This is a genomic window from Pseudomonas sp. IzPS59, assembly GCF_014863505.1.
In the GTDB taxonomy this organism is placed as follows: domain Bacteria; phylum Pseudomonadota; class Gammaproteobacteria; order Pseudomonadales; family Pseudomonadaceae; genus Aquipseudomonas; species Aquipseudomonas kribbensis.
Genome location: NZ_CP062251.1, coordinates 3,681,613 through 3,694,814 on the forward strand (window position 1 = coordinate 3,681,613; position 13,202 = coordinate 3,694,814).

Sequence of the window (13,202 nt, forward strand, 5' to 3'; positions counted from 1 at the left end):
TTTCAGCTGACCGAAGAGCCTCGTATTTTTAACGCCTGAAGCAACAAAACTACTAATTTATCTCTCCCCTTTCCTTGCCCATGATCAACCCCAACAAGAAATGCGCCGTCCGTGCCGGCGCTCACTGAAGTACGTCCACGTACTCGTCCTTGCCTTGGAGTTCGTCATGGCCACCTCTGCAACAACGTCCGCACCGCTCATTGAGAAACACACGATCGGCTATGTGCCGCCCGAAGATCGCCACGGAAAGGTCAGGGATCTGTTCACCCTCTGGTTCGGCGGCAATATCGCGCCGTTGCCCATCGTCACCGGAGCCCTCGGCGTGCAGCTGTTTCACCTGAATCTGCTGTGGGGCATCGTCGCCATTCTGGTCGGCCATCTGGTCGGCGGTGTGCTGATGGCGCTGCACTCGGCGCAAGGCCCGCAGATGGGCATCCCGCAGATGATCCAGAGCCGCGCACAGTTCGGCTCACTCGGCGCGTTGTTGGTGGTGTTGATTGCCGGCGTGATGTACATCGGCTTCTTCGCCTCCAACATCGTGCTCGCCGGCAAGTCGCTGCATGGCGTGGTCGACAGCATTCCGGTGCCGGTCGGCATCGTCATCGGCGCGCTGGGTTCGGGGATCATCGGGATCATCGGTTACCGCTTCATCCACGTGCTCAACCGCATCGGCACCTGGGTGCTGGGGATCGGGATTGTGGTCGGCTTCGGCTACATCCTGACTCACGTGCAGACGGGTGACTTCCTCACCCGTGGCAGTTTCAATCTTTCGGGCTGGCTCGCCACCGTGTCGCTGGCGGCGTTGTGGCAGATTGCATTTGCGCCGTATGTGTCGGATTACTCGCGCTATCTGCCAGCCAATGTGCCGGTGGCCGCGACGTTCTGGACCACTTATCTCGGCTCTGCACTGGGCTCCAGCCTGTCGTTCATTTTCGGGGCAGTCGCCGTGCTGGCAACGCCGGTGGGCATGGACACCATGGACGCGGTGAAACTCGCCACCGGCTCGATCGGCCCGCTGATGCTGGTGCTGTTCCTGCTCAGCGTGATCAGCCACAACGCGCTCAACCTGTATGGCGCGGTGCTGTCGCTGATCACCCTGGTGCAGACTTTTGCCTACCGCTGGATTCCGACCGCCAAGAGCCGTGCAGTGATTTCGCTGATCGTGCTGCTGGCCTGCTGCTTCGCTGCGGTGGGTGCGTCGTCGGACTTCATCGGCCACTTCGTCGACATGGTGCTGGTGCTGCTGGTGGTGTTGGTGCCGTGGACAGCGATCAACCTGATCGACTTCTACGCCATCCATAAAGGTCAGTACGACATCGCCTCGATCTTCCAGGTCGACGGCGGCATCTATGGCCGCTACAACCCGCAGGCCTTGCTGGCGTATGCGATCGGCATCGTGGTGCAGATTCCGTTCATGAACACGCCGCTGTACGTCGGCCCGGTGTCGGCGCACATCAACGGCGCGGACCTGTCGTGGCTGGTGGGATTGCTGGTGACGTCGCCGCTGTATTTCTGGCTGGCCAGTCGTGACAGTGCTTATCGTCGGCGGCTGATGACCGGGAAACTGGCGGGCAGTCTCTGAGATAGATAAAAAAATGCCCGGTTCGGTAAACCACCGAACCGGGCATTTTTATCGAGTCACGCGTTCGATCAGGCCGGCACACCCAGAATGATGTGCGAAGCCTTGATCACTGCAGTGGCGCTGACGCCAGCCGCCAGGCCCAGTTCGTTCACCGCGTCGCGGGTCACGATCGAATAGACCTTCGAACCGCCGGCCAGCTCGATCACCACTTCGGCGTTGACGGCGCCATCGGTCACGCTCAGCACCTTGCCTTGCAGGCAGTTACGGGCCGACAGGCGAATGTCGCTGGACTCGGTCATCAGCATCACCCAAGGCGCCTTGACCAGGGCAACGGCTTCTTTGCCCACCGCGATGCCCAGGCTTTTGAGGCTGGCCAGGGTCACGACCGCCACCAGCTTCTCGCCGCCCGGCAGGGTCAGGACGACTTCCGCATTGACCGAGCCTTCCTGAACCTGGCTGACCTGACCTTTGAACACGTTGCGGGCACTGACTTTCATGATGGACGTCCTTTTGTTGACTTTGGAGTTAGGAAACGGCCTGCATCATCGAAGCAACCGCTATGTAGTTACAACTACAGCGCTACACCTCTTTGAACATCGACTCCTGACTCTAGCACCGCCAATGTGAATCAGATCAGCAGGTCTTCATAGAAAGCGCCGTACGGAAGCTCAGGGTGTTCGATCTGGATTTCCAGAATCCACACACCGGCATTCGGCGCCTGATCGAAGTCACCAAGATTGCCGCCACGGTAAATCGCGTGAGGAAAATCGCTGACCCGATGGCCCTTGATGTCCAGGTTCAACTCCCAGCCCATGGCCTGCGCCTGATCGGTGGCGTAGCGGTACAGCTCGACACCCGTTACGCCTTGGCGCCAGAAGGCTTCGACCTTGTCGAAGAGTTCCTTGGAGGCTGCCGCACAGGCAATCATTTGCGGATCGGACCCGGTGACGAACGTCGCCCCGGCATCGCCTTCGTGACCTTCCCAGACCACGCCCATGTCGATGAAGAAAATGTCTTCCTCACCCAGGACCGGATCGCCCTCGGAGCGCTCCTTGAAAGTCTTCAGCGTATTGGCGCCGAAGCGGATCAGCAGCGGATGCCAGATCCGGTCCATGCCCAGCTCCACGAGGATTTCCTTGCCACGTACATGGGCTTCGGATTCGCGCATGCCGGGTTTGATCACCTTGGCGATCTCGTCCACGGCCTTCCAGGTCAACTGCTGGGCGTGGCGCATGGTCTCCAGCACAAAACGCTCACCTACTGCTTCTTTACCGCTCAGGGCTGTGGTCATCGCTGATTCCTTCTGGCTAATCGCTTGCGCTGTATAGTTTTTTATATTTCGAAACAGGACGCCTAAGATACAACCATGACACAAAGTGTCAATTCTCTTCTGCACGCACCACGCCGCGCTCCTCGAGCAAGCGCACAAACATGCTCAGACTGCGCGACACCGTGCCCCGACGCCACACCAGCCACGTGGTCAAGTAGCGAAAGTCCGCCGCTAGCGGCCAGACGCTTACCGTCGCGCAACCGGGCATGCTCTGCAGCATGCTGCGCGGCATCAGGGCCAGACCCGCCCCCGCGCTGACGCAGGCGAGCATGCCGTGATAGGACTCCATTTCGAAGATCTTGCCGGGCACGGCCGCATCGGTACTGAACCATTTTTCGAAGTGATGGCGATAGGAGCAGTTCGAGCGGAACGCGTAGATATTCTCGCCATTCACGTCCGCAGCACGTTTGATCGGCCCGTGATGAAGCGGCGAGATGATGACCATTTCCTCTTCAAACGCCGGAATGCCTTCCAGTGCCGGGTGCAACACCGGGCCGTCGACGAACGCCGCCGCGAGGCGTCCGGAGAGCACCCCGTCGATCATCGTCCCGGAGGGGCCGGTCGAGAGGTCCAGATCGACCTTCGGATGTTGCTGGTTATAGGTCGCCAGCAAACCGGGAATCCTCACCGCTGCCGTGCTTTCCAGCGAGCCCAGCGGGAATGCACCTTGCGGTTCCTCGCCGGCCACTGTGGCGCGCGCCTCTTGCACCAGGTCGAGAATCCGCCGCGCGTACTCCAGAAAACTCCAGCCGGCGGGCGACAGCCGCAGACGGCTTTTCTCGCGGATGAACAGGTCGACGCCCAGATCCTCCTCCAACTGCTTGATGCGAGTCGTCAGGTTCGACGGCACGCGATGGATCTGCGCCGCCGCCGCGCTGATGCTGCCGTGCTCGGCCACGGCCTTGAAGATTTCCAGTTGCACCAGATCCACAGTCATTCTCCAATCGTGAAAGAAACGCTCTTTATTATTCAGTTTCCAGAAATCAAACGCCACCCTACTCTGAGCGCATCCACTGACCTCGCAGGACGATGCCATGAGCCCGATTTCCAGCCAGACCCACGCCATCTCGATCAACCCCGCCACCGGCGAGCAGATCGGTCACTACGCCTTCGAATCCGCCGCGGCCCTTGATGCCGCGCTGACCCGCGCCGCGTTCGGTTTCGGCAAGTGGAAACGCAAGCCGCTGCAGGACCGTTCCCGTGCCCTGACCGCGCTGGCCGGCGCGCTGCGTGACAGCAGCGAAGCCATGGCAACCATGATCACTCAGGAAATGGGCAAGCCGATCGCCCAGGCCCGTGGCGAAATCGAGAAATGCGCCAAGCTCTGCGAGTGGTACGCCGAACACGGCCCGGCCATGCTCAACGCCGAGGCGACCCTGGTCGAAGGCGGCAAGGCGCGCATCGAATACCGTCCGCTGGGGCCGATCCTCGCCGTGATGCCGTGGAACTTCCCGATCTGGCAGGTACTGCGCGGTGCCGTCCCGGCGCTGATCGCCGGCAACACCTACGTGCTCAAGCATGCGCCGAACGTGATGGGCAGCGCCTATCTGCTGCGTGATGCCTTCACCCGCGCCGGGTTTGCCGATGGCGTGTTTGAAGTGATCAACGTCACCCCGGAAGGCGTGTCCAGCGCCATCGCTGACCCGCGCATCGCCGCCGTGACCCTGACCGGAAGCGTCCGCGCCGGCATGGCCATCGGCGCACAGGCCGGTGCTGCATTGAAGAAATGCGTGCTGGAGCTGGGCGGTTCCGATCCGTTCATCGTGCTCAACGACGCCGATATCGATGAAGCCGTGCAAGCGGCAGTGATCGGTCGTTACCAGAACTCCGGTCAGGTCTGCGCCGCCGCCAAACGCCTGATCATCGAAGAAGGCGTGGTCGAAGAGTTCACCCGCAAATTCGTCGAAGCCACCCGCCAGTTGAAGATGGGCGACCCGTTGTCCGCCGACAACTACATCGGCCCGATGGCCCGTTTCGATCTGCGTGACGAGCTGGATCAACAGGTGCGCGACACCCTGGAAGAAGGCGCCACCCTGCTGCTCGGCGGCGGCAAGGTCGAAGGCGCAGGCAACTACTATGAGCCGACCGTGCTGGCCGACGTCACCGACCGCATGACCTCGTTCAAGCAGGAATTGTTCGGCCCGGTAGCCTCGATCATCACCGCTCGCGACTGCGCTCACGCCGTGGCCCTGGCCAACGACAGCGAGTTCGGCCTGACCGCCACGATCTACACCGCCAACGTCGCCCTGGCCCAGCAACTGACCAGCGAACTGGAAACCGGTGGCGTGTTCATCAACGGCTACTCCGCCAGCGATCCACGCGTGACCTTTGGCGGCGTGAAGAAAAGCGGTTTCGGCCGCGAGCTGTCGCACTTCGGTGTACGCGAGTTCTGCAACGCGCAGACCGTATGGCTGGATCGCCGTTGATCCGCTGAAAAAGAAGCCCGGAAGCGTTTTGCGCTTCCGGGCTTTTTCATTTATTCCGCAGCCTGTTGAGGCTCCGATACCGTCCGATCATTGCTCAACAGCCCCAAAACCACGGCTGCCGACGCCAGGGTGATGAGCGTCAGGATATGCAGCAGGTACTGGAACGCCGAAGCGTAGCCTTGCACCAGACGTTCATTGGCCAACCCTGGAATCGTGTTGATTGCGTGCGCCATGTCGCCTGTCGTCACCCGGTGCGCGGTCTCGGCAATCAAGGCAACGTCGGCGCTGCCGGCCACCGATTGCAGATCGGTATGCAGCAGCGAGGCAAGCATCGCCGCGACGCTGGCCAGTGCAATCCCCTCACCCGCCACCCGCACCGTGTTGAAGATCCCGGCTGCCATGCCGGCGCGCGCTTTCGGCACCACGCTGACCGACAGCCCGTCCATCAAGCCCCACGGCAAACCTGCGCCGATCCCGATCAACACCATCGGCACTACCAGCGCGAATTCCGGTTCGCCGACGTTGTACAGACTCAGCCAGTGCAGCCCCACGGCGGCAATCAAAAAGCCCACGCCTGACAAAATGCCGGCCGAGACAAAACGCGTCATCGAAGCCGCAAGCATCGGCACCACCAGCATCGGCGCCGACAGCGCCAGCAACAGCAGGCCGGCATCGATTTCACTCAAGCCTTCGACACCGATAAACCGCAGCGGCAGCATCACTACGAGCACGATGTAGCAATAGCAGGTGCCGACCGGCAGCATCTGCACCCCGATGAAGCGCGGAAAACGGAACAGGGTCAGATCGAGCATCGGACGTTTGACGCGCATTTCGATGAGGACGAACAGCGCCAGCAACAACGCCGAAGCGCCCAACAGACCGATCACCAACGGACTGCCCCAAGCGCTTTCGGGTGCCTGGATCACACCGAACGTGAACAGCGCGAGCATCGAACTGAACGTCACGGTGCCTGGCCAGTCGAGACCGGTGGCGTCGGGGTCGCGGGTTTCACGCATGCGCGGCAGGCCGAACACCATCGCGATCACACCGATCAGCGCGGTGAAGACAAAGATCGCGCGCCAGTTGAACGCCTCGATCAACGCGCCTGCCACCAACGGCCCGAACGCCAGGCCGATGCCAAACGTGGTGCCGAGCATGCTGTAGGCACGGGTGCGAGCATGGCCTTCGAATTCCTGCGCCAGCGCTGCCGAACCACTGGCCAGCGCCGCAGCACCGGCCACACCCTGAATCGCCCGAAGCACATCCAGCCAGAACACCGAAGGCGCCAGACTCTGGGCAATCGACGCCCCGGTAAACAGCAGCATGCCGCAGGTGAACAGGCGCTTGCGTCCATAAACATCAGCCAACGCCCCCGCCGCCATCAGCAGACTGCCGAACGACAACATGAACGCATTGGTGATCCAGGTCAGCGCCACAGGACTGCCGCCCAGGTCACGGCCGATGGCCGGCGTCGCCACCGCGCCACCGGTAAAACTTAACGGAAGGACCAGTGCCGACAGGCAAATGGCTGCGAGGATCAGCAGTTTGTCGCGGGCGCCATGGTATTGGGAGACGGTTTTCATGATTTCATCCAATGAAAAAAAATCAGGCTGCGATCAACAGAGCGCAGCCTGCGATGGCTTCAACGGGGGTTGTGTCAATCCTTGAAATCCGTGGACAGCGCCAGCGCATTCCACTGCGCCAGTTCCTGCGCCACCAGGCGGTTCTTCGCCTCGATTCGCGCAACCGTGTCGCTGCCCAGCGCCAACCGTTGCGGCGGGTTCGACGCATTGACAAGCGCCAGCATGGCTTCGGCAAACTTCACCGGATCGCCCGGCTGCGCATGGTTGGCGGCTTCGGCGAAGGTGCGCATCTTGCCGACTGTTTCGTCGTAGTCCGGCAGCACCAGCGCGGTCTTGACCAGCGATTGTTCGTCGAGGAAATCCGTGCGGAAGAAACCCGGTTCGACCACCGTGACCTGAATGCCCAGCGGCGCCAGTTCCTGATGCAGCGCTTCGCTGATGCCTTCGACCGCAAACTTGGTCGAGCCGTAGACACCCCAGCCCATGTAGGCCTGATAGCCACCGATGGACGAGATGTTGATGACCCGCCCGCTGCGCCGGGCGCGCATGTGCGGCAGCACGGCGCGAGTGACGTTGAGCAGGCCGAAGACGTTGGTGGCGAACAGGCGCTCGGTTTCGCTGGCGCTGGTTTCTTCCACCGCGCCCAGCACGCCGAAGCCGGCATTGTTGATCAGCACGTCGATACGACCGAAACGCTTGATGCCTTCTGCCACCGCTTGGTGGGCCTCGTCTTCACGGGTGACATCCAGACGCAGCGCCAGCAGGTTCGGGTGCTCGCCGAGACGATCCGTGATGTCCTGCGGTTTGCGCGCGGTAGCAATCACCGCGTCGCCGGCACGCAGGGCGTGTTCTGCGATGAGGGTGCCAAAACCACGGGAAGCTCCGGTAATCAGCCAGGTACGCATAGCAACTCCTCCTGTCGGTGACCCTGGCGTTATTGCCGGGCCTTCTCGATGAGTTGATGCGACTTTAAAGCCGTGCTACTGATGTGATAATCCCAACAAAATTACATGACTTTGTGAAAGGCGCTCATCAATGAAAAATCCGTCCACGGCGGATCTGTCGATCTTTCTGAGCATCGCGCAGCATCTGAATTTCAGTCGTGCGGCGGTGGATCTGGGCCTGACACCTTCGGCGCTGAGTCACTCGTTGCGGGCTCTGGAAAACCGCCTCGGCGTTAGGCTGTTCAATCGCACCACCCGCAGCGTGGCGCTGACCGAGGCCGGCGAACGGCTTTACGCGCGGCTGAAACCAGCGTTTCGCGATATCGAAGATGCACTTGAAGACCTCAACCATTTTCGCGACAAACCTTCGGGCAACCTGCGCATCACCTCCGGGCGCCAGGCGTGCGAACTGGTGCTGCTGCCGATTGCCAGCGAGTTTCTGCAGGCCTACCCGGACATTCGTCTGGAAGTGGTCGAAAGCGATGCGCTGCTGGATATCGTCGCTGCCGGATTCGATGCCGGCGTGCGTTTCGGCAATCGGCTGGAGGCTGACATGGTGTCGCTGCCTATCGGGCCGAACCTTCGCTCAGTGGTGGTCGGCTCGCCGGCGTTTTTCCAGCGACATCCCGCACCACAGAAACCGGAAGACCTGCATGCCCTGCCCTGCATCCGCCATCGGTTCCCGAGCGGCTCGATGTACCGCTGGGAATTCGAGCGCGGTGGCATTGAACAGGAAATCGAAGTCAACGGCCCGCTGACACTGGGCGATGTGAGCCTGATGGTCGGCCCGGCGCTGCAAGGCCTGGGGCTGGCCTATGTGTTTGAAGACATGGTGAGCGAACACCTCGCGGCCGGGCGTCTGGTGCAGGTGTTGGCGGACTGGTGCCCGTACTATCCCGGGCTGCACCTGTATTACCCGAGCCGACGCCATGTACCGGCGCCGCTCAAGGCTTTCATCGACTTTGCCCGCAATGTTCGCGACGGCAAAACCGGGTAGTTACAGGTACTTCAACCAGGCGATGTCCCGTCGCCGAGCCTTCAATGCCGAGAACCAACGCACAGCCGGAAACAACCCGACCGCCAGCACCATCGCCGCCAGCCACACCGCCGCCATCGATGAGAAGCCGAAATGACTGCCCTGATTGAGCCCGACCAACGCCACGCCGATCAGGTACAGCACCTTCAGCACATACAGGTGCAGCAGATAGAAAAACATCGGCGCCGAACCGAACACCGTCAGCCAGCGAATCCAGCGCCGATCCTGTGCACGCTCGAACACCAGCAACAGCAACAGCCCGACGCTCACTGTCAGCGTGATGAACAACAGCGACGGCGGGTATTTGGTGATGTTGAAGAAACTCATCAGGGTTTGCAGGCTACTGTCATTGATCGACCACGGTTTTTCGCCGTAACCGTTGACCAGTCGCAACGCCACAAAACCCAGCAGCCCGGCGATGCCGCCAATCAACAGGCGGCGCTGCCGCACACTTGCATCGGCAGCGCGAGCGAACCATGGCCCCAGCGCGTAACCCAGACCGATCACGCCAATCCACGGCAACAGCGGGTACGAGGTGCGCAGGCGCAAAGTCTCGCCAGCCTCGATCCAGCCCCGGTCGTGCAGGATCGCCCACGGCACATGCAGCGCCGATTCCGTTCCGAAATGCACACCATCGAGCAGGTTATGCCCGGCGATGATCGCCAGGCTCAACGTCAACAGCAGCCAGCGTGGCAGCCAGACCAGCAGCGACAGCGCGATCATGCTCAGGCCGATGGCCCAGATCACTTGCAGGTAGATCACGCTCGGTGGCAACTGGAAGGTCCAGGCGAAATTCACCAGGGTGAATTCGAGTACCACCAGGAACAGACCACGTTTGAACAGAAAGGCACTGACGTCAGCCTTGCCGTCGTACTTTTCCCCGAACAGCCATGCCGACAAACCGGTCAACAGCACGAACACCGGCGCACACAGATGCGCCAGCGTGCGGCTGAGAAACAGCTCCGGCTCGGTGCTGGCGATGTCCATCGGATCGGACACCTGACGATGCAACAGAAAGGTTTCGCGCACGTGATCCAGCAACATGAACAGAATGACCAGGCCTCTGAGCGCGTCAATGGACAGCAGCCGGCCAGTCGCCGGCGGGACGTTTCGGGGAACAGCAAGGGTCATGAAGGGTTCGCAATCGAGTGAGGAGTTCGATCGGGCCGCATGCTGACAGCCCGAACATTTGCGTTACCTTATAACACGAAAAATCGCTTCAATTGCCAACGGTTCTCAAGCAGAACGCAGCCTTTCAAGCAGCACCTGCAACGGATGACGCACCGTCCGGTCGGCCTGGCGCTTGACCTGGCTGCGGCAGGAATACCCGGTGGCCAGCGCTTCACCCTTCTCCACCGGTGCCTCGATCTGCTTCGCCCAGGACTGCTCGTAAATCACCGCCGAGGTTTCGCGATTGCGCGCTTCGTGCCCGTAGGTGCCGGACATCCCGCAGCAACCGGTGGCCTGAGTCGTCAGCTTCAGGCCGACACGTTCGAACACCTGCTCCCATTGCCGGGTCGCGGCCGGGGCGTTGGTTTTTTCGGTGCAGTGCGCGAGCAGACGGAAGGTTTCCTCGCGGCGCTGATCGGCTCGCTCCGGCATGACCTTGAGCAGCCACTCCTGCACCAGCGCCACCTCCGGGCATTTTTCCATCCCCGGCACTTTCAGATATTCCTGGCGATAAACCAGCGTCATCGCCGGATCGAGCCCCACCAGCGGCACACCGATCTCGGCCAGCGCGCGCAGTTGCCCGGCATTGCGCAACGCCGCGCGATTGAACGCCGACAGGAAGCCCTGCACATGCAGCGGTTTGCCATTGGCGCTGAACGGTGCCAGATAAACCTGATAGCCCAGTCGCGAAATCAGCTCGATCAGATCCGCCAACAGCGGCGCCTCGAAGTAACGGGTAAACGCGTCCTGCACCAGCACCACACTGCGCTCGCGTTGCGCCTGGGTCAGCGCCGAAAGCACCTCGACCGACGCCGGCTGAACCAGCCAGCGGCGCATCGCCGCGTGGAAGTCGAAACGACTGAGCAACGGCACATCGACCATGCCGCCGAGACGCTCGATCAAGCGACGGCTGAACGAGGCGCCCATCAAGCCGTTGTAGAGAAACGGAATCCGCGCCATGTACGGAATCGTGTACTCCAGCGATGCAATCAGATAATCCCGCGCCGGCCGCAGATAACGCGTGTGGTACAGCTCGAGGAACCGCGAACGGAAGTCCGGCACATTGACCTTCACTGGGCACTGCCCTGCGCAGGACTTGCACGCCAGGCAACCGGCCATGGCGTCGTACACCTCGTGGGAGAAGTCCTTTTCCTGGGCACGGCTGTTGCGCCAGCGCTGCAGCAATGTGCTGAAAAACGGCGGACGGCGACTGGCATCGGACAACACATCCACCCCTGCTTCGCCCTGCAAACGCAGCCATTCACGAATCAGCGAGGCGCGGCCTTTTGGTGATTGCGCACGCTGGCGGGTGGCTTTCCACGACGGGCACATCGCATCGTCGGGATCGAAGTTGTAGCAGGCGCCGTTGCCGTTGCAGTGCATGGCCGCGCCGTAGTCCTGCCAGACTTTCTCGTCGATCTGCCGATCGAGTTCGCCGCGCAGAGTCACTTCGTCGATCTTCAGCAATGCCGCACCGGGAATATTCGGTGTGGCAATCTTGCCCGGATTGAACTGGTTGAACGGATCGAACGCCGCTTTCAAGGCTTGCAGCGCCGGGTACAACTCGCCGAAAAAGGCCGGTGCGTACTCCGAGCGCAGGCCCTTGCCGTGCTCGCCCCACAACAGGCCGCCGTAACGCTGGGTCAGCGCGGCGACGCCGTCGGACACCGGTCGCACCAGTGCGGCTTGTTGCGGGTCTTTCATGTCGAGAATCGGCCGCACGTGCAGCACGCCGGCATCGACGTGGCCGAACATGCCGTATTGCAGATTGTGGCTGTCGAGCAGGTCGCGCAGTTCAGCGATGTATTCAGCCAGGTGTTGCGGCGGCACGGCGGTGTCTTCGACAAAAGGCTGTGGCCGCGCTTCACCGGCGACGTTGCCGAGCAAACCCACCGCACGCTTGCGCATGCCGTAGACGCGATTCACCGCCGCATGACCGACGGCCAGCGTATGGCCCAATCGCTCGACGGTGGCGTCGTTGCCCAGATGCTGGACAAAGGCCTCGACCCGACCTTGCAGCTCCTCGGGATCGTCGCCGCAGAACTCCACCAGGTTGATCCCCAGCGTCGGCCGGTCGGCGCTTTCCGGGAAATACTCGGCAACGCCGTGCCAGACGATGTCCTGCATCGCCAGCAACAGCACTTTGGAGTCGACGGTTTCAATCGACAGCGGCTTGAGCGCCATCAACGCCCGGGCATCGCGCAACGCGTCCATGAAGCCGGCGTAGCGAATATTCACCAGCATGGTGTGCTTGGGGATCGGCAACACGTTGAGCTTGGCCTCGACCATAAACCCCAGCGAGCCTTCGGCGCCGCACAGCACGCTGTTGAGGTTGAAACGGTTGTCGGCCTCGCGCAGGTGCGCCAGGTCGTAGCCGGTCAGGCAGCGATTGAGGTCGGGGAAAGTTTCCCGGATCAGCTCGCCCTGCTCATCGATGATCTGTCGCGCGCAGCGATACACCTCACCGGCCCGGCCCTCGCGGGCGCATTCCGCTGCCAGCTCGCGTTCTTCCAGTGGACGGCCGTGCAAGCGCTCACCACCGCGCAGGACCATGTGCAGTTCCAGCACGTGGTCGCGGGTCTTGCCGTAAGTGCAACTGCCCTGGCCGCTGGCGTCGGTGTTGATCATGCCGCCGACGGTGGCGCGGTTCGACGTGGACAGTTCCGGGGCGAAAAACAGCCCGGCGGATTTCAGGGCGGCGTTCAGCTGATCCTTCACCACGCCGGCCTGCACCCGCACCCAACGCTGTTCAACGTTGATTTCAAGAATGCGGTTCATGTGCCGCGACAGGTCGACGACGATGCCGTCGGTCAACGACTGACCGTTGGTGCCGGTACCACCACCGCGAGGGGTGATCACCACTTTCTGGTAAGCCGGCTCGGAAATCAGGCGTGCCAGCAGCGCCACGTCGTCGGCGTCGCGCGGGAATACCGCAGCTTGCGGCAAGCGCTGATAGATCGAGTTGTCAGTGGCCAGCACCACGCGGCTGGCGTAGTCGGCGCTGATTTCGCCACGAAAACCGCTGGTTTCAAGGGCTTTGAGAAACTGTTGGTAATCGGTGTTCAAGGCGGTGGAAGGCGACAGCTGGGCAATCATTGGGCGTGCAATCTCGGTCAAAAACGGGCCGTGTG

Annotated in this window: 10 protein-coding genes; 3 read left to right on the top strand and 7 right to left on the bottom strand. The window is 61.7% G+C overall.

The genetic code is table 11. The features are described from left to right. Nucleotides 1–166 precede the first annotated feature (166 nt). Nucleotides 167–1,582, top strand: a complete 1,416-nt coding sequence (locus IF189_RS16355) for a purine-cytosine permease family protein (protein WP_192551909.1) — start codon at nucleotides 167–169, stop codon at nucleotides 1,580–1,582. A gap of 68 nt (nucleotides 1,583–1,650) precedes the next feature. On the opposite strand, the gene IF189_RS16360 is transcribed toward IF189_RS16355, so the two are convergent. From IF189_RS16360 to ptrR, 3 genes are all read right to left on the bottom strand, one after another. Continuing rightward, nucleotides 1,651–2,079, bottom strand: a complete 429-nt coding sequence (locus IF189_RS16360; protein ID WP_007950468.1) for a TOBE domain-containing protein — start codon at nucleotides 2,077–2,079, stop codon at nucleotides 1,651–1,653. Between the two features lie 131 nt (nucleotides 2,080–2,210). After that, nucleotides 2,211–2,873, bottom strand: a complete 663-nt coding sequence (locus IF189_RS16365) for a M24 family metallopeptidase (protein ID WP_134826412.1) — start codon at nucleotides 2,871–2,873, stop codon at nucleotides 2,211–2,213. Nucleotides 2,874–2,961: 88 nt separating this feature from the next. Beyond that, on the bottom strand, nucleotides 2,962–3,843 hold the full coding sequence (ptrR, locus tag IF189_RS16370) for a putrescine utilization regulator PtrR (RefSeq protein ID WP_085711607.1): 882 nt from the start codon (nucleotides 3,841–3,843) through the stop codon (nucleotides 2,962–2,964). A 103-nt stretch (nucleotides 3,844–3,946) separates the two neighbouring features. Here ptrR and IF189_RS16375 point away from each other — a divergent pair, with 103 nt between their 5' ends. Beyond that, nucleotides 3,947–5,338: an aldehyde dehydrogenase family protein gene (locus tag IF189_RS16375; protein ID WP_134826411.1), complete on the top strand. Its 1,392-nt coding sequence runs from the start codon at nucleotides 3,947–3,949 to the stop codon at nucleotides 5,336–5,338. A 50-nt stretch (nucleotides 5,339–5,388) separates the two neighbouring features. On the opposite strand, the gene IF189_RS16380 is transcribed toward IF189_RS16375, so the two are convergent. Together IF189_RS16380 and IF189_RS16385 are read right to left on the bottom strand one after the other, a co-directional pair. Then, on the bottom strand, nucleotides 5,389–6,921 hold the full coding sequence (locus IF189_RS16380) for an MFS transporter (protein WP_192551910.1): 1,533 nt from the start codon (nucleotides 6,919–6,921) through the stop codon (nucleotides 5,389–5,391). A 74-nt stretch (nucleotides 6,922–6,995) separates the two neighbouring features. Then, on the bottom strand, nucleotides 6,996–7,826 hold the full coding sequence (locus tag IF189_RS16385; protein ID WP_134826409.1) for an oxidoreductase: 831 nt from the start codon (nucleotides 7,824–7,826) through the stop codon (nucleotides 6,996–6,998). Between the two features lie 130 nt (nucleotides 7,827–7,956). Here IF189_RS16385 and IF189_RS16390 point away from each other — a divergent pair, with 130 nt between their 5' ends. Next, complete coding sequence (locus IF189_RS16390; RefSeq protein WP_085711376.1) at nucleotides 7,957–8,862, top strand: LysR family transcriptional regulator; 906 nt, start codon at nucleotides 7,957–7,959, stop codon at nucleotides 8,860–8,862. Here IF189_RS16390 and IF189_RS16395 read toward each other — a convergent pair whose 3' ends face one another. Then, nucleotides 8,863–10,032, bottom strand: a complete 1,170-nt coding sequence (locus IF189_RS16395) for a DUF1624 domain-containing protein (protein WP_134826408.1) — start codon at nucleotides 10,030–10,032, stop codon at nucleotides 8,863–8,865. A 105-nt stretch (nucleotides 10,033–10,137) separates the two neighbouring features. Then, on the bottom strand, nucleotides 10,138–13,167 hold the full coding sequence (locus IF189_RS16400) for an FAD-binding and (Fe-S)-binding domain-containing protein (RefSeq protein ID WP_192551911.1): 3,030 nt from the start codon (nucleotides 13,165–13,167) through the stop codon (nucleotides 10,138–10,140). Between the last annotated feature and the right edge of the window lie 35 nt (nucleotides 13,168–13,202).